Origin of the sequence: Streptomyces sp. NBC_01232 (assembly GCF_035989885.1) — a bacterium.
Taxonomy (GTDB): Bacteria; Actinomycetota; Actinomycetes; order Streptomycetales; family Streptomycetaceae; genus Streptomyces.
In genome coordinates this window covers 3,730,270-3,746,098 of record NZ_CP108518.1, presented here as the reverse complement: position 1 = coordinate 3,746,098, position 15,829 = coordinate 3,730,270, and the positions used below count along the sequence as shown (strand labels likewise).

Below are 15,829 nucleotides of genomic sequence, written 5' to 3'. Positions count from 1 at the left end.
GGGTAGTCCACCAACCGGCCCGGGCGCCCCCCCGACGCGCCGGGTCGATGCACCTATCGTGTCCGACGGTGATAAACGAACGATGAACGCCGCGTTCAGCCGGCGTCCCCGCAGCTCAGGCGGCGATCTCCGAAGCCAGCAGGGCCTGGACCTCGCCCAGTTCGGTCGACCTCAGCTGCGTGAACACGCTCTCCGCGTCCCGCCAGCACGCCCGCGCCCGGTCCGTCTGCCCCAGCCGCCGCAGCGCCTTGCCGAGCACCGTCAGGACCGTGGCCCGCCGCCACTCCCCGCCGATGCCGCGCAGCGCGATCGCCTGCTCGGCGTGCGAGGCGGCCAGCGTGGGCCGGCGCGCCGCCAGGTGGGCCTCGGCGAGCCGGAAGTGGGTCACGCCCTCCCACAGCGGCTGGCGGTTGTCGTGGAACAGCGACAGCGCCTCCGCGAGCTGCGCGAGGGCCTCGCCGAGCCGGCCCGCCTGGGTGAGGGCGATGCCGAGCGCGTAGCGGCCGTTGGCCAGGCGCAGGCTGAGCCCCATCCGGTCGTAGATGGCGATGCCCTGCTGGGCGAGGTCTATGGCGCTGGGCAGACGGCCCAGTTCCACGTGGATGCGGGAGAGGTTGCACAGGGCGCTGGCCTCGCCGACGTTGTTGCCGTCGGCGCGGAAGTTCTCGATGGCCTCCAGCAGGTAGCGCTCGCCGTCCGTGTGCCGGCCCTGGTAGAGGGCGATGATCCCGCGGTCGTTGGGCGCCCAGCACATGGGCAGCGGGTCGCCGGCCTCGCGGGCGAGCACGGTGGCCCGGGCGGCCTCGTCGTCGGCCTCGGCGAACCGGCCCGCGACCAGGTGGACGTTGGTGAGGGTGGTGCGGGCGCGGCCCTCGGCGTACGGGTCCTTGGCGGCCTGGGCCGCGTCGCGCAGGGCGACGGCGGCGGACTCGTACTGCCGGGAGTTGGCCCCGGACTCGGCCAGGTCCTTCGCCGCCCACAGCAGGTCCACGGCCCGGCGCAGGACCAGCGTCTCGCCGCCCCGTACGGCGGCCTGCCGTACGCACGCCAGCAGCGGGTCGGCCTCGGCGTACAGCCAGTCCAGGGCGGTGCGCGGTTCGGCGAAGACCAGCCCCGGGTAGTGGGTGTCGGACAGGTGCGCGGGCAGCCGGTCGCCGGGGCGCTCCAGGGCGTAGACGCCGGAGGCGGTGGCCAGGTAGAAGTCCAGCAGCCGGTCCAGGGCAGCCTCGCGCCCACTCGGCGGCTGCTCGTCGCGTTCGGCGCAGGCACGCGCGTAGAGGCGTACGAGGTCGTGGAAGCGGTAGCGTCCGGGAGCGGCGGATTCGAGCAGGGAGCAGTCGACTAAGGCCTCGAGGAGGTCCTCGGTGTCGTACTCGGGCAGGTCGAGCACGGCGGCTGCGGCGGACAGCGAGATGTCGGGGCCGTCGGCGAGGCCGAGGAGGCGGAAGGCGCGCTGCTGGGCGGGCTCGAGCTGGCCGTAGCCCAGCTCGAAGGTGGCCTTGACGGCGAGGTCGCCGGCCTGGAGCTCGTCGAGGCGGCGGCGCTCGTCGGCGAGCTTGGCGGCGAGGACGGAGACCGTCCAGGTGCGGCGGGCGGCCAGCCGGGAGGCGGCGATGCGGATGGCGAGCGGCAGGAAGCCGCAGGCGCCGACGACGTTGAGGGCGGCTTGCCGTTCGGCGCGCACGCGCTCCTCGCCGACGATCCGGGTGAAGAGCTGGAGGGCCTCATCGGGGCTCATCACGTCGAGGTCGACGAGATGGGCCCCGGCGAGGCCCGCCATGCGGACCCGGCTGGTGACGAGGGCGGCGCAGCCTGCGGTGCCTGGCAGCAGCGGGCGGACCTGGGCGGCGTCGCGGGCGTTGTCGAGGAGGACCAGGACGCGTCGGCCGTCGAGGGTGGAGCGGTAGAGCGCGGCCCGGTCGGCGGGGGAGTCGGGGATGGCGGTGTCGGGGGTGCCCAGCGCGCGCAGGAAGGAGCCGAGGACGGCCTCCGGCTCGGCGGGGCGGGCCTCGGTGCCCTGGAGGTCGACGTAGAGCTGGCCGTCGGGGAAGTGCGGGCGGGCGGCGTGGGCGACGTGCACGGCGAGGGTGGTCTTGCCGACGCCGCCGATGCCGGCCAGCGCGGAGACGGCCATGACCTGGTCGTGGGCGCCGCCGCCGAGGATGGCGCCCAGCTCGGCGACGAAACTGGAGCGGCCGGTGAAGTCGGGGACGGTCGCAGGCAATTGGGCGGGCCTCACGTGAACGGTCGCGGCGGCCGGGGCCGGGTCCTCGGCGCGGGCGAGATCGGCATCGGCGTTCAGGATGCGCTGCTGGAGCGCGGACAGCTCGGGGCGCGGGTCGACGCCGAGCTCGTCGGCGAGGAGGCGGCGGGTGTCTGCGTAGACGGCGAGGGCCTCGGCCTGCCGGCCGCTGCGGTAGAGGGCGAGCATCAGCAGCTCGCGCAGGCGTTCGCGCAGCGGGTGGGCGGCGGTGAGGGCGGTGAGCTCGGAGACGGCCTCGGCGTGGTGGCCGACCTCCAGGTCGAGGTCGAGACGGGTCTCCAGCAGCTGGAGGCGCCATTCGGCGAGCCGGGTGCGCTCGGTCGAGGCCGCGGGTCCCGGGATCCCGGCGAGGGGCTCGCCCTCCCAGAGGTCGAGGGCGCGGGCGAGGAGCGTACGGGCGAGGGAGCGGTCGCCCGCGGCGCGGGCCGTCTCGGCATCGGCTGCGAGGCTGCGGGCGACGCCGAGGTCGAGGGTGGCGGCGGAGCGCAGCCGTATGGCGTAGCCGCCGGACTCGGTGACGAGCAGGCCCGGGGCGACGACCTTGCGCAGGCGGGAGGCGTACGTACGGATGGTGGCGAGGGCCTGCTGCGGCGGGTCCTCGCCCCAGATGGCGTCGATGAGCTCGGGCGCGGTGGCGGTGCGGCCGTCGCGCAGCAGGAGTACCGCGAGCAGGGCGCGCTGCTGGGGGGTGCCGGAGGGCAGGGCCTCGGCGCCGCGCCAGGCGCGGACGGGGCCGAGGACGGCGAAGCGGGACTCGCCGGGGGCCGCCTCCGCACCCACGGCGGCGGCCGCGGCGGCCGCGGCGTCCGGGGCGGAGGCGGTGGAGGCGGTGGAGGCCGGGGTGGAGCGCGTGGTGGTTCCGCTTCCGGTTCCGCTATCGGTTCCGGTACGGGTTCTGGCGCCTGCCGCGGTCCTAGCGTCCGGGGTGGTGCCCGCGGAGGTGCCTGCAGCGGTGCCCGCGGCGGCGGTTGCCCTCCGCGACACGGACTTGGCCACGGCATCGTCACCCGCCTCGCCCCGCGTCCCGGCGGGACGGGCGACGGGGCGCGCCCCGGTTTCGGGTGCGGCGGCAGCCGTACGGGCCTCGGGGTGTTTCCGCGGGCTCGGGATGGCCGGTACGCCGTCCATCTGTCGTCCCCCTGCCTTCCGTCGGTGTCATGGTCAGTCTGCCCTGTCTCGCGCGTACACGTCAGCCCGTAGTTGACCGATCACGGACCAACTAGCTGACGGTTCGTCAGATCAGCGCTACCGTATGGGTCATGGAGACCTTCCCGAAGATCATCTCGGTGGACGACCACACGGTGGAGCCCCCCCACGTCTGGCGGGACCGGCTCCCGTCCAAGTACCGCGACATCGGGCCCCGAGTCGTCCGCGCCCCGTTGAAGGAAATGACCTTCCTCGGCGGCAAGTTCGCTCCCGTCATGGGGGCCAAGGGCGACGACGGCCCCATCGGCGACTGGTGGGTGTACGAGGACCTGCACCGGCCGCTCACCCGACTCGACACGGCTGTCGGGTACGACCGCGATGAGATCAAGCTGGAAGTCATCACCTACGAGCAGATGCGCCCGGGGTCCTTCTCGGTTCCCGACCGGCTCGCGGACATGGACGTCAACCACGTCCAGTCCGCCCTCTGCTTCCCGACCTTCCCCCGCTTCTGCGGCCAGACCTTCACCGAGGCCAAGGACCGCGAGCTGGGCCTCCTCGGCGTACGGGCCTACAACGACTGGATGGTGGAGGAGTGGTGCGGCCCCGACGCCCGCGGCCGTCTGATCCCCCTCACCCTGATCCCGCTCTGGGACGCCCGTCTGGCCGCCGCCGAGGTCCGCCGCAACGCCGCACGCGGCGTGCGCGCGGTCGCCTTCTCCGAGATACCCCCGCACCTGGGCCTCCCCTCCATCCACACGGACGACTGGGACCCCTTGCTGGAGGCGTGCAACGAGACCGGCACGGTCATCGCCATGCACATCGGCTCCTCCTCCCGCATGCCGTCCACCTCCGCGGACGCCCCGCCCGCGGTCGGCTCCACCATCACCTTCGCCAACTGCTGCTTCTCGATGGTCGACTGGCTGATGAGCGGCAAGTTCGAGCGCTTCCCCAACCTGAAGATCATGTACGCGGAGGGCCAGATCGGCTGGATCCCGTACATCCTGGAGCGCGCGAACGTGGTCTGGGAGGAGAACCGGGGCTGGGGCGGGGTCGCGGACAAGGTGCTGCGCCCGCCGTCGGAGCTCTTCGCCGAGCACGTCTTCGGCTGCTTCTTCGACGACGCGTTCGGCCTGAAGAACCTCGACTCGATCGGTGTCGCCAACGTCCTGTACGAGACGGACTACCCCCACTCGGACTCGACCTGGCCCAAGTCCCGCGAGGTCGGCGAGGCCCAGATGGGACACCTGGCGCCGGACGTGGTGGACCGCATCGTGCGCGGCAACGCGATCGACCTGCTCGGCCTCACGGCGGACGGCCTGTGGGCGGGGCCGGGGGGCGTGACCGCGCGCCCGTAGGACGAGGGGCTTCCCCCGCAGGGGGAGGGAGGGATCGTGCCGACGCCGGATCCGGGGAGGGAGCCGGTTCGGTGAGGCCGGGTCCAGGCGGGTGAGGCCGGGACCGCCACACCGAACCGAGCCCGCCGGAGGATCCCGTGCCGCCCCCGCGGCAGACCTCGCCGTCCAGCCGCCACCCCGCCCGCGCACACCTGGCCGGGTCACGCGGCCGGCGGCAGCCCCGAGGGTTCGTCCCGGCGCGCGGCCGGGAGTCGGCCTAGCATCGGGCCGTGCCCCGACTCCAGTTGCTCCGCCTCGACCACGCCCCGGCCCTGCTCGCGTTCGAGCGGGAGAACCGGGCCTACTTCGCCGCCTCCGTGCCCGACCGCGGCGATCAGTACTTCGACCGCTTCGACGAGCGGCACGCCTCGCTGCTGGCCGAGCAGGCCGCCGGGCTGTGCTTCTTCCACGTGCTGGTGGAGGACGACGGCGAGATCGTGGGCCGGGTCAACCTCGTCGACGCGGCCGACGGTTCGGCCGAGCTCGGGTACCGGATCGCGGAGCGCGCCGCCGGCCGGGGCCTGGCGACGGCCGCGGTCCGCGAGGCCCGGGGCCTCGCGGTCGCGCAGTACGGACTGACCGGGCTGCGCGCGGTCACCACGCTCGACAACCCCGCTTCGCGCGCAGTGCTGGCCCGTACCGGATTCGTACCCGTCGGCGAGATCGATCTGGACGGCCGTCCGGGCCTGCGCCTCGTATGTGATCTGCAGGCCGGACCCGTGTGAGGAGGGGGCCGGAAGCCGTCCGCGTTCTTGCAACCGCACCTGCCGCCGGGGCATGCTTCGCCAGGGTGAAGCGGAAGGATGATCATGCCGGTGGACAAGCGGACCGTCGTGACGGCGGTGCTGTGCGCGATGGCGGCTCTGGGGGCGTCGGCCGCGGTGGCCAAGCTCGCGCCGCCACCCGAAGGGGTCCCGCCCGTACGCGCGAAAGCCGCGCCGTCCGCTTCGCCGACGGGACCGTCGTCGCGATCGCAAGCCGCGAAGCCCCAGCTCACCCCGCTCCCCGGCACCACCCTGCCGCCGGCCGTCACCCCGCCGCCCGGCGGGCCCGCAGCCTTCACCGGGGCCCTGTTCACCGACGGCCTGGACAGTGACCACTTCTGCACCGCCACCGTGGTGAGCAGCCCCGGCCGGAACCTGATCATCACTGCCGGGCACTGCCTGCTCGAGGGGGACCAGAGCGGCGGCAGCGCCGTCTTCGCCCCCGCCTACGCCAACGGCTTCGCCCCGTACGGCACATGGAAGATCGAGCAGGTCTTCGAGGACGACCGCTGGGCCGAGGGCACGGACGACGACTACGACCTCGCCTTCGCGCGCCTCGCCCCGGACGACAAGGGCCGCACCATCGAGGACGTGACCGGCGCGGCCGTGCTCGACACCAGCGGCCGCGCGGGCGAGGAGGTGACCGTGACCGGTTACCCCGCCGACCGCAAGATCCCCCGCACCTGCACGTCGGTCGCCGTCCGCGAGAGCGCGACCCAGCAGCGCTTCGACTGCGCCGACTTCCCGGGCGGCACCAGCGGCAGCGCGTGGATCGCCCGCGACGGGAAGATCGTCGGCATCCTCACGGGCGGGGAGACGGACGACGTGTCGACCAGCACGGTCCTCGGCGAGTACGCGGCCCAGCTGTACACCAAGGCCACCGCCAAGACCGCAACCACCAAGGCTCAGGCGGGCTAGGCCGTCCCTTCCGGATCCTGTCGGCCGAGCCCGCGTTGTCCTCGGTCTTCAACGTCAGGTGGGGAGCCGGAGTCGTAGGCGGGCGAGGGTGACCAGGGCTTGGCAGTGGCCGGCCCGTCGCCCCGGGACAGTGCTCGGTGGAGTTCGGTCCCGGCCGCCGTCCACGCTCCCGCGGGCGGACGGTACCCTCCCGCTCAGCGGAAAGGGCAGGGCGTTCCGCGCCACCTCGGCCGTACGAAATCGGCCACGTCAGGGAGGTCCCACCGCATGAACCCGTATCTGCGCACCCCTACTGCTCTGACCGTGCTGGCGCTCGCCGCCACCCTCACCGCCTGCGGCACCACCGAGGAGGTCAGCTCGAGCGGGAGCAACAGCGTCACGATCGGCCTGCTGCTCCCCGAGAACGAGACCGCGCGGTACGAGAAGTTCGACAAGCCGCTGATGGAGAAGAAGGTCTCCATGCTGACCCTCGGCAAGGGCAAGGTGGTCTACGCCAACGCGATGGGGGACGCGGCCAAGCAGAACGCCCAGGCCGACGCGATGATCGAGAGCAAGGTCGATGTCCTGGTCGTCGACGCGGTGGACTCCAAGGCGATCGCCGGCGCGGTGGCGAAGGCCAAGGCGGCGGGCATCCCGGTCGTCGCCTACGACCGCCTGGCCGAGGGCCCGGTCGATGCGTACGTCTCCTTCGACAACGAGGACATCGGCCGCCTCCAGGGCAAGACCCTGCTGGATTCCCTGGGCGACAGAGCCAAGAGCGGGAAGATAGTCATGATGCACGGCGCCCTCACGGACCCGAACGCCGCCCGCTACAAGGACGGCGCCCGCGCCGTCCTCGAGGGCAAGGTGAACATCGGCAAGGAGTACGACACCGCCGAGTGGAAGCGGGAGAACGCGAGCGCCAACATGTCGGCGGCGATCTCCGCACTCGGCAAGGACAAGATCGTTGGCGTCTATTCCGCCAACGACGGCATGGCCGGCGGAATCATCTCCGCCCTCAAGGCCGCCGGTGTCTCCCCCCTGCCGCCGGTCACCGGTCAGGACACCGAGCTCGCCGCCGTGCAGCGGATCGTGGCGGGCGAGCAGTTCATGAGCGTCTACAAGCCCTACTCCCGCGAGGCCGAGGCCGCGGCCGAGATCGCCGTCCTTCTCGCCCAGGGCGACAGGATCGACGGAGTCATCAACCAGGTGGTCAGCAGCCCCACCACCAAGCGAGTCCCCTCCGTCCTCATCCTCGGCGTGTCCGTGACCCGCGACAACATCAGGAGCACCCTGGTCCTTGACAACGTTTTCACCGTCGACGAGATCTGCACCGAGGCCCTCAAGGCCACTTGCGACGCGATCGGTCTGGAATAGGGCGCAGGCGGGCGGGGCTCCGCCCCCGCCGCCGGCACTTGCTCCGAGCGGAGTCCCCGGAGAGGGGCCGACCGGCCCAGGACAGGGGCCGCCCCCTAGGCCAGCAGCCCCAGGTGGACCGGCTCCGTCCGGGCGTCGGCCAGGAGATCCGGCAGGCGCGGGGGCCACAGGGGTTCGCCCAGGGTGGCCAGGCGCTGCGGGGTGAGCCACTGCCAGTGGATGCCGGGGGCTTCGAGCACCGGCTCGCGGTGGGGGCCCGTGGTGACGTAGATGTGCTCGTGCTGGCGGACGGGGATCCCCTGGTGCGTGAAGTCGTGCTCCCAGGTGCAGAGCAGCCGCTCGGGCTCCAGGTCGGTCCACCCGGTCTCCTCGCGCAGCTCCCGCCGCACGCAGTCCTCGGGGCTCTCGCCGGGATCGATGCCGCCGCCGGGCGGCAGCCAGTGGATGCCCACCTCCACGTTGTCCTCGCGGAAGAGGAACACGGACCCGGCGGGGGACAGGATGACAACGCGCGCTGCGTGACGTGGAGTTCGCATCATCGATTCAATGTACGCCGGTGATCGGTTCCGGGGGATGGGCTTGCACCTGGGCTTTTACCGCTGTTTGCCCGCCCCGTCCCCCGGAACCGCCCGGGTGCCGACTGCCGGTGCCGACCGTCGGCGCCGGGCATCAGCTCCGACCGCCGACCCGCCGACCCGCCGACCCGCCGACCCCGGCCCCCGGTCCGCTACGCCGCCGCCAGCGCCAGCGTCGGCGACAGTCCGGCCGCGCGCACCGCCGGGTAGAGCCCGGCCAGGGTGCCGATCACCAGCGTCGAGGCGAAGCCGCCGGTCACCGCCCAGAGCGGGACCACCCAAGGCAGGTCGCCGGCGCGGGCGTACACCGCCGTGGCCGCGCCGCCCAGGGCGATGCCCGCCAGGCCGCCGAGGCCGGACAGCAGCAGGGACTCCGTCACGAACTGGATCCGGATCTGGCCCTTCGTGCCGCCCAGTGACCGCCGCAGGCCGATCTCGTGGCGCCGCTCCAGCACCGAGATGATCATGGTGTTGGCCACTCCGACCCCGCCCACCAGCAGGGCGATCCCGCCCAGCCCCAGCAGCAGCGTGCTGAACGCGCCCTCCGTGGCCGCCTTCGCCTGGAGCGCCGCCGAAGGGTCGCTGACCTGCACCGCGCTCGGGGTCTGCGGGTTGGCCGTCGGGGGGATCAGCTTCCGGACCGCCGCCACCCGGTCGTCCGCCGACCGCTCGTACACCGCCGTCGGGTGACCGCCGAAGCCCAGCAGCTGCTCGGCCGCGTCCCACCCGATGAGCGCGGAGCGCTCGATCTCCGGGGCCAGCGGGATCGGCTCCAGGATCCCGATCACCGTGAAGTACCGGCCGCCGATGAAGACCTGCTGGCCCGGTTCGGTGATGCCGAGCCGGCGCGCGGAGACGTCCCCGAGGACCACCGACGGGTAGCGGCCGTTGGCCGCGTTGAGCCAGGTGCCGCTCGCCATCCGCGCGCGCAGGGTACCCAGCAGGTCGTCCTTGGCCGCCTTGAGCACGATGCCGCCCGTCTCCCCCTTCGGGATGTTCTCCGACCGGCGTACGGACTCGGCCACATCCCCGGTGGTGCCGACCGACTCGACCCCCGCGATCCGGGAGATCATGCCGGGGGCGTCCTTGGGCAGCTTGGTGTCCTGGCCGGTGAACATCCCCTCGCCCGGCTTCGCCACGAGCATGTTGGTGCCGAGCCTGTCGAGCTCCCGCAGCAGTTTCGCCTGGCTGGAGGAGGAGATCCCGACCACCGCGATCATCGTCGCGATGCCGATGGCGATGCCGAGCGCGGACAGGAACACTCGCATCGGGCGGGAGCGCAGGCCCGCCGACCCGACGTGCAGGACGTCCCGCGGGGACAGCCTCGGCGGGCTCAGCCGCCGGGCGCGGGTGCGGGCCCGCGCACCCGCTCCCGTACGGGAGGTGGTGCGGCTGGTGGTGCGGCTCATGACGCCACCCCCGCATGGCCGCGCACGTCCGCGACGATCTCCCCGTCGCGGATCCGCACCTGCCGCGGCAGGCTCGCCGCGATCTCCTGGTCGTGGGTGATCACGGCGATGGTGGCCCCGTCCCGGTTCAGCTCGCGCAGCAGCTCCATCACGGACTCCCCGGACGCCGTGTCCAGCGCGCCCGTCGGCTCGTCGGCCAGCAGCAGGTCCGGCGCTCCCGCGACCGCCCGGGCGATGGCCACCCGCTGCTTCTGACCTCCGGACAGCTCGTGCGGCCGGTGGTCCATCCGGTCCCCGAGGCCGACCCGTTCCAGTGACTCGGCCGCCCGGCGCAGGCGCTCGGTCCGCGAGAGGCCGCTGTACAGCAGCCCCTCGGCGACGTTCGCCCGGGCGCTGATGCCCGCCACCAGGTGGAAGGACTGGAAGACGAAACCGACATGCCGGGACCGCAGGGCCGAGAGCGAACGGTCCGAGAGGGCCGCGATGTCGTACCCGGCGATCCGTACGCCGCCCGCCGTCGGGCGGTCCAGGGTGCCGACGATGTGCAGCAGGGTGGACTTGCCGGAACCCGACGGGCCGACGATGGCGAGCAGTTCGCCGGGGGTGACGGTCAGGTCGACCCCGCGCAGGGCCGTGACCCCGCCCGGGTACTCCTTGGTGACTCCGGTCAGTTCCACGACCGGTTCGGGGTGCGTCGTGGCCGTCACAGCTTCGGGATCCCCACCTGCATGCCCTCCTTGAGGGCGTCGCCGGTCACCTCGACCCGGCCATTGCCGAACATGCCCAGCTCGACCGGGACCTCGCGGGCCCGGCCGTCCTCCACGACCTGGACGCCGAAGCCGCCGCCCGTGAGCGCGAGCAGCGCGTTGACCGGTACGGAGAGCACGCCCTTGCGGGTCTCGCCGGTCAGGCCGACGGTCACCGGGGACTGGTCCGGTGCGCGGACCTCGGCGGGGCTGTCGAAGGTGACGACCACCTCGACCTTGGCCTTCTTGTCGCCGCCACCGCCACCCGCGCCACCGCCGCCACCCGCGCCACCGCCGCCACCCGCGCCGCCGCCGCCACCCGCGCCGCCGTCGCCCTTGTCGTCGGGCCCGGCGGAGCCGCCCACCGAGTCGATCCGCCCGGTGGCGCTCGCGCCGCCCGGCAGCCGTACGGTCACCGGGTCGCCGGGCTTGGCCGTGCCCGCCTTCGCGGGCTCCAGCTGGAAGCGGACGATCCGCTCGGTGCCCGTCACCGTCAGCACCGGCTTGCCCGGCACGAGCTCGTCGCCGACCGCCGCGTCGTTGCCGCGCACCCGCTGCGGACCCGAGGCGAAGGCGACGTCCTCCTTGCCGACCTCGCCCGTCTCCGTCGCCCTGTGCGCCTTCTGCCACCGCTTGACCGCCGTGGCCGTACCCGCCGTGAAGACGCCGTCCTGCGGGTCGAGCCCGGTGCCGTGGCCGAGGGCCTGCAGATTGCGCTTGAGCTGCTTGACGTCCTCGCCCTTGTCCCCGGTCCGCAGCGGCCGGTACATCGGCGTAGACCCGTACATGAGCCGCACCGCCCGGCCGTTGACCTCGTACAGCTTCCCGTCCCGCTCCACCGCCGAGCCCTGCCCCGCGACCCACGTCAGCACGCCGGGCCCGCCCGCGTTCAGCTTGCGCTCCTGCGCGTAGCCGAGGGTGCCCTCCGCCTGGAGGCCCGAGCTGAGGTCGCCGCGCTTGACCGGCGCCGTGGCGGGCGGCAGCCCGCCGGCCTCGCGCCGTTCCTGTCCGGCGGCGTCGCGCTGCGGCTGCGCGACGACGGCCCAGCCGCCGCCCGAGACGGCCAGTACGGCCGCCAGCGAGCCCAGCAGCCACTTGGCCCGCTTCCTCATCGGGCCGTGTCGCACTTCTTCTGGGCCTCCTCGAAGGCCTTCTCCTGCCCCTTGGGGATCTCGGTGGCGCTCTTCATGCCGCCCTCGTGGTACTCAGGGTCCTTGAGGGCGACCCCGTTCTCGCGCATGCACCGGATCCACTCCAGCTCCTTGTCCTTCTCCTCCTGCGTGGGCTCCCGTCCGGCGCCCGAGCCGGTGCTCATGCCGCAGGACTTCATGGCCTCCTGCATCTTCTGCGGGTCGGCGTCCCCGCCCAGCGTCATCCCGCGCGGGTCCTGGCCGGGCTCGGGGTCGGGCACGTCTATGCCGTGCTCGCGCAGGCACTGGCGCATCTTCACGGCGTTGTCGGCCACCGAGCCGTCGCTGCCGCCTGCACTGCCGCCGCCCGTGCCGGCGGAGGAGTCCTTCTTCCCCGCCGACGAGTCGTTGGCGCAGGCGGTGGCGAACAGGGTCAGCCCGGTGACGACCGCGGCCGTGGTCATGATCAGGGATCGCTTCATGGGCCCGAGCCTGCGGTGAAGGGGCCTTTCGCTTCCCTCTCGCACCCTGCTTACAACGGCGAAATGCCGATCTCGGGTAAAGAGGACGCCATGCGCGTACTGGTGGTGGAGGACGAGGAATTCCTCCGGGAGATGATCGCCGAGGGGCTGCGCCGCGACGCGCTCGCCGTCGACGAGGCGAGCGACGGCCCGGAGGCCCTGCGCCGCCTGCGCCTGGGCGAGTACGACGTCCTCGTCCTGGACCGCGACCTGCCCGGCCTGCACGGCGACGAGGTCTGCCGTCAGGTCGTGCGTGAGCGGCTGCTGACCCGCGTCCTGATGCTGACCGCCTCCGGGACCGTACGGGACCGCGTCGAGGGCCTGGGTCTCGGCGCCGACGACTACCTCACCAAGCCCTTCGCCTACGACGAGCTCCTCGCCCGCGTCCTGGCCCTCGGCCGGCGGGCCCGCCCCGCACTGCCGCCCGTACTGGAGCGCGCCGGGGTCGCCGTCGACACCGCCCGGCGCAGCGCCACCCGCGACGGGCACCGGCTCGCGCTGTCCCGCAAGGAGTTCGCGGTGCTGGAGGCGCTGCTGCGCGCCGAGGGCGCCGTCGTCAGCAACGACGACCTGATCGAGCAGGTGTGGGAGCAGGACACCAGCTACTCCACCAATGCCGTCCGGGTCACCCTCAGCAAGCTCCGCGCCAAGCTGGGCGAGCCGCCGCTGATCGAGACCGTGCCGGGCGCGGGCTACCGGATCGCCGCCCGGTGAGCGGGCGCCGGATGCGGGTCCGCACCGGGCGGGGCAGCAGGGGCAGCAGGGGCAGCACGGCCGGCACGCACGGCACGGGCCGCGCGCCGGGGAGACTGCTGCGGACCGAGCGCGGCCGCCTCACCGCCCTGTACGGCTCGCTGCTGCTCCTCGCGGGCGGCGGCCTGGTGGCGCTGGTCTACGTCCTGGTCGGCCAGGGCCTCTACGCGAGCGTGAGCGGGGCCGTCCGTACCGTCGGCCCGGCCTACGCCGTCCCGTCGCCCGGGCCCGTCCCCGGCCGGACGCTCGCCCCGGGCTGTGCCTGCGAACCGGCGAAGGCGCTGCCCTCGGGCAGGCCCCCCACCGCCGAGCAGCTCAAGACCTACGCGTACACCCAGAACCTCTCGGACGCCGTCACCGACGCGACCCGGCACCGGCTGCTGATGTACTCCCTCCTCGCGCTGGCCGTCTTCGCCGTGCTGTCGATCTGGCTCGCGTGGTGGATGGCCGGCCGGGTGCTGCGCCCCGTCGGCGTGATCACCGAGACCGCACGCCGCCTGTCCGGGGAGAACCTGGACGAGCGGATCTCCCTCGAGGCCCCGCCCGGCGAGCTCAAGCAGCTCGCCGACACCTTCGACGCGATGCTGGGGCGGATGGAGCAGCTGGTCTCCGCGCAGCGGCGGTTCGCGGCGAACGCGGCGCACGAACTGCGCACCCCGCTCGCCGTGCAGCGGGCGGCGGCGGAGATCGGGCTGGCCGGTGACCCGTCGCCGGAGAAGGTCGCCCGGATCCGCGCCAAGCTGATCGGTGTCGCCGAGTCCAGCGAGCACCTCATCGAGTCGCTGCTGCTGCTCGCGGTCTCGGAGCAGGGGCTGGAATCGACCGGTCCGGTGGACCTGGCGGCGCTCGCGGCGGCCGGGCTGGCGGCCTGTCCGCAGCAGGGACTGACCGTCGAACGGACCTTCGCACCGCTGACCGTGACGGGGGACCGGACCCTGCTGGGGCACCTGCTGGGGAATCTGCTGGCCAATGCGGTACGTCACAACCGTGCCGGGGGCCGGATCAGCGTGGCGACCTCCGCCGACGGGGAACTGACGGTGTCGAACACCGGCCCGGTGATCGCCCCCAAGGACGTGCCGGGGCTGCTGGAGCCGTTCCGCCGGCGCGCCGAGCGGCAGCACACCGCAGGTGAGGGCGCGGGGCTGGGGCTCTCGATCGTGGCGTCGATCGCACGGGCGCACGGGGCGGAGCTGACGGCCGAGGCCAATCCGGGCCCGGAGGGCGGGCTGACGGTCCGCGTCCGCTTCCCGGGGCCCGATGAGGCGCGCACGCCCTGACCACCCGGGCTCCGGGGGCCTGCTGATGTACGGTCGGTCGAATGAGCAAGCACGCCCGAGCCCGCTCCCGCCCGTCCCGCAGGACCCGTGCGACCCGCCGCGTGGCCGTGGCCGCCGTCCTCGGCCTGGCGGCCTTCACGGTCGGCTGGGTGTATGTGGCCCAGGACCCGGACAAGGCCGCCGGTGCCCGGCCGCAGGCCCGCGCGGACGCCCGGCCGCAGGCCGAGGACCGTGCCGCGCGTGACGTCCAGCGGGCGGCCGCCCAGCGCGCCGCCGCCCTGCAGGGCCTGACCGGTGTCAGCGAGCAGACCAGGGCCCGGATCCCGGCCGAGTCGCTCCAGCTCATCCTGGTCACCGGCCGGGCCGCCGACTCCTCGGAGTCCACCGCCACCTTCTACACGCGCCCCGCGCCCGGCGCCGACTGGGTCCGGGCCGACAGCTGGCCGGCCCGCAACGGGGCCAACGGCTGGTCCGGCGAGCGCACGTACGGCGACCTGACCTCGCCGCAGGGCGTCTTCGCGCTCACCGACGCGGGTGGCCTGCTGCCGAAGCCGCCCGGCACCCGGCTCCCGTACGACCGGGACAGCGGCTTCGTCGCCACCGGCCTCGGGGTGAACGGCGAGTCCCTGGCGGGCTCCTTCGACTACGTCGTCGCCATCGACTTCAACCGCAGGCCCGGCAGGTCCCCGCTGGACCCGGTCAAGCCGGACGGCGAGGACAAGGGCGGCAACATCTGGCTGCACGTGGACCACGACGGCCCCTCGCAGGGCTGCGTCGGCATCCCGAAGGAGGCCATGAAGAAGGTCCTGGAGACCCTCGACCCGGCGGCGAAGCCGGTCATCGTGATGGGGCCGGAAGGCTTCTGACGCGCGCGGCCGGTCAGGTGCCCAGGTCCAGGACGCGGACCGGCTCGCCCTTCCACCGCCCGGGGTCCGTGGTGGCGACGACGGCTCCGTCGGGCCGGTCGGGCGTGGGCTGGGCCGCGTACCGGCTGTGCGCCGCGGCCCAGGTCTCCTGGCGTGCGACGGCCAGTGCGGCAGGCAGGTCCAGGTCGAGGATGGTGATGCCCGGCAGTGCTGCGAGGTGCTCCGCCGTACCGGGCCGGGCCCGGTCCGCTTCCACCAGTGCGCAGGAGGGGGCGTAGAGGAACCAGCCCGCTTCGGCATGCACGCGGTGGATGAGCCGGGAGACCAGGACGTTGCCCCGGCCCGCTGCCAGCATGGCCGTCTCGTCCAGCACAATGTGTGTTTCCCTCACCGCTCCCACGACTCCGCGAGGCGCCGGTCCAATTCGGCGTCCAGGTCCCGCTGTTCGGAGTCGGTCGGGGCGTAGCCCGTCCACGAGTGCAGCGCGGTGCGGGCCTGCTCGGCCCGCTCGGCCCGCTCGGCCGGCGTGAGCAGCGTCTCGGCGAGCCGGGCGAGGTAGGCGCGCAGCGACAGGCCCTCGGCGGCAGCTATGGCGGCGAGTCTGTCCTTGGCTTCCTCGGGGATGCGGATGTTGGCGTCGGCCATCGTGGCGCTCCTTCCCATCCTTCAAGGGTACGGGTACGCACCCGTACCCGCAAATGCGCGAGACCT

At 73.5% G+C, this 15,829-nt stretch carries 15 protein-coding genes; 7 read left to right on the top strand and 8 right to left on the bottom strand.

The features are described 5' to 3' along the window. Window positions 1–115: 115 nt before the first annotated feature. A complete protein-coding gene (locus OG444_RS17150; protein WP_327263007.1) occupies window positions 116–3,391 on the bottom strand; it encodes an AfsR/SARP family transcriptional regulator in 3,276 nt (1,091 codons plus the stop codon). A gap of 131 nt (window positions 3,392–3,522) precedes the next feature. Between OG444_RS17150 and OG444_RS17145 the strand changes: the two genes are divergently transcribed. From OG444_RS17145 to OG444_RS17130, 4 genes are all read left to right on the top strand, one after another. After that, entirely contained in the window at window positions 3,523–4,764 is a 1,242-nt protein-coding gene (locus tag OG444_RS17145; RefSeq protein ID WP_327263006.1) for an amidohydrolase family protein, read from the top strand. 269 nt (window positions 4,765–5,033) lie between these two features. Next, window positions 5,034–5,528, top strand: a complete 495-nt coding sequence (locus OG444_RS17140; RefSeq protein ID WP_327263005.1) for a GNAT family N-acetyltransferase — start codon at window positions 5,034–5,036, stop codon at window positions 5,526–5,528. Window positions 5,529–5,612: 84 nt separating this feature from the next. Beyond that, entirely contained in the window at window positions 5,613–6,485 is an 873-nt protein-coding gene (locus OG444_RS17135; protein WP_327263004.1) for a trypsin-like serine peptidase, read from the top strand. Window positions 6,486–6,752: 267 nt separating this feature from the next. Continuing rightward, on the top strand, window positions 6,753–7,841 hold the full coding sequence (locus tag OG444_RS17130) for a substrate-binding domain-containing protein (protein ID WP_327263003.1): 1,089 nt from the start codon (window positions 6,753–6,755) through the stop codon (window positions 7,839–7,841). Between the two features lie 95 nt (window positions 7,842–7,936). Here the strand turns inward: OG444_RS17130 and OG444_RS17125 are convergent, their stop codons facing one another. The 5 genes from OG444_RS17125 to OG444_RS17105 all read right to left on the bottom strand — a co-directional run bounded on the left by OG444_RS17125 (window position 7,937) and on the right by OG444_RS17105 (window position 12,183). Further along, window positions 7,937–8,380, bottom strand: coding sequence for an NUDIX hydrolase (locus tag OG444_RS17125; protein ID WP_327263002.1), 444 nt, complete (start codon window positions 8,378–8,380; stop codon window positions 7,937–7,939). Between the two features lie 188 nt (window positions 8,381–8,568). Further along, the gene (locus OG444_RS17120) at window positions 8,569–9,825 is read right to left on the bottom strand and encodes an ABC transporter permease (protein WP_327263001.1); all 1,257 of its coding nucleotides are present in this window, start codon (window positions 9,823–9,825) and stop codon (window positions 8,569–8,571) included. Continuing rightward, window positions 9,822–10,532 carry an ABC transporter ATP-binding protein gene (locus OG444_RS17115; protein ID WP_327263000.1) on the bottom strand — a complete coding sequence of 237 codons (711 nt, stop codon included), beginning with the start codon at window positions 10,530–10,532 and terminating at the stop codon, window positions 9,822–9,824. The genes OG444_RS17120 and OG444_RS17115 overlap by 4 nt, the downstream gene beginning before the upstream one ends. Next, entirely contained in the window at window positions 10,529–11,683 is a 1,155-nt protein-coding gene (locus tag OG444_RS17110; protein WP_327262999.1) for a peptidoglycan-binding protein, read from the bottom strand. The genes OG444_RS17115 and OG444_RS17110 overlap by 4 nt, the downstream gene beginning before the upstream one ends. Beyond that, window positions 11,680–12,183 carry a hypothetical protein gene (locus tag OG444_RS17105; protein WP_327262998.1) on the bottom strand — a complete coding sequence of 168 codons (504 nt, stop codon included), beginning with the start codon at window positions 12,181–12,183 and terminating at the stop codon, window positions 11,680–11,682. The genes OG444_RS17110 and OG444_RS17105 overlap by 4 nt, the downstream gene beginning before the upstream one ends. 90 nt (window positions 12,184–12,273) lie before the next feature. Here OG444_RS17105 and OG444_RS17100 point away from each other — a divergent pair, with 90 nt between their 5' ends. The 3 genes from OG444_RS17100 (at window position 12,274) to OG444_RS17090 (ending at window position 15,118) form a co-directional block, all read left to right on the top strand. Continuing rightward, complete coding sequence (locus tag OG444_RS17100; protein ID WP_301370197.1) at window positions 12,274–12,936, top strand: response regulator transcription factor; 663 nt, start codon at window positions 12,274–12,276, stop codon at window positions 12,934–12,936. Between the two features lie 98 nt (window positions 12,937–13,034). Next, complete coding sequence (locus OG444_RS17095) at window positions 13,035–14,252, top strand: ATP-binding protein (RefSeq protein WP_327266822.1); 1,218 nt, start codon at window positions 13,035–13,037, stop codon at window positions 14,250–14,252. Between the two features lie 41 nt (window positions 14,253–14,293). After that, window positions 14,294–15,118, top strand: coding sequence for a hypothetical protein (locus tag OG444_RS17090; RefSeq protein WP_327262997.1), 825 nt, complete (start codon window positions 14,294–14,296; stop codon window positions 15,116–15,118). A gap of 13 nt (window positions 15,119–15,131) precedes the next feature. Here the strand turns inward: OG444_RS17090 and OG444_RS17085 are convergent, their stop codons facing one another. Together OG444_RS17085 and OG444_RS17080 are read right to left on the bottom strand one after the other, a co-directional pair. Next, entirely contained in the window at window positions 15,132–15,473 is a 342-nt protein-coding gene (locus tag OG444_RS17085; RefSeq protein ID WP_327266821.1) for a hypothetical protein, read from the bottom strand. Window positions 15,474–15,505: 32 nt separating this feature from the next. Then, window positions 15,506–15,763: a hypothetical protein gene (locus OG444_RS17080; RefSeq protein ID WP_327262996.1), complete on the bottom strand. Its 258-nt coding sequence runs from the start codon at window positions 15,761–15,763 to the stop codon at window positions 15,506–15,508. Window positions 15,764–15,829: the final 66 nt, after the last annotated feature.

Coding starts and splice junctions, on each gene's coding strand:
- OG444_RS17150 (WP_327263007.1), bottom strand. CDS start 3,391: ATGGACGGCGTACCGGCCATCCCGAGCCCGCGGAAACACCCCGAGGCC.
- OG444_RS17145 (WP_327263006.1), top strand. CDS start 3,523: ATGGAGACCTTCCCGAAGATCATCTCGGTGGACGACCACACGGTGGAG.
- OG444_RS17135 (WP_327263004.1), top strand. CDS start 5,613: ATGCCGGTGGACAAGCGGACCGTCGTGACGGCGGTGCTGTGCGCGATG.
- OG444_RS17130 (WP_327263003.1), top strand. CDS start 6,753: ATGAACCCGTATCTGCGCACCCCTACTGCTCTGACCGTGCTGGCGCTC.
- OG444_RS17125 (WP_327263002.1), bottom strand. CDS start 8,380: ATGATGCGAACTCCACGTCACGCAGCGCGCGTTGTCATCCTGTCCCCC.
- OG444_RS17120 (WP_327263001.1), bottom strand. CDS start 9,825: ATGAGCCGCACCACCAGCCGCACCACCTCCCGTACGGGAGCGGGTGCG.
- OG444_RS17110 (WP_327262999.1), bottom strand. CDS start 11,683: ATGAGGAAGCGGGCCAAGTGGCTGCTGGGCTCGCTGGCGGCCGTACTG.
- OG444_RS17105 (WP_327262998.1), bottom strand. CDS start 12,183: ATGAAGCGATCCCTGATCATGACCACGGCCGCGGTCGTCACCGGGCTG.
- OG444_RS17100 (WP_301370197.1), top strand. CDS start 12,274: ATGCGCGTACTGGTGGTGGAGGACGAGGAATTCCTCCGGGAGATGATC.
- OG444_RS17090 (WP_327262997.1), top strand. CDS start 14,294: ATGAGCAAGCACGCCCGAGCCCGCTCCCGCCCGTCCCGCAGGACCCGT.
- OG444_RS17085 (WP_327266821.1), bottom strand. CDS start 15,473: ATGCTGGCAGCGGGCCGGGGCAACGTCCTGGTCTCCCGGCTCATCCAC.
- OG444_RS17080 (WP_327262996.1), bottom strand. CDS start 15,763: ATGGCCGACGCCAACATCCGCATCCCCGAGGAAGCCAAGGACAGACTC.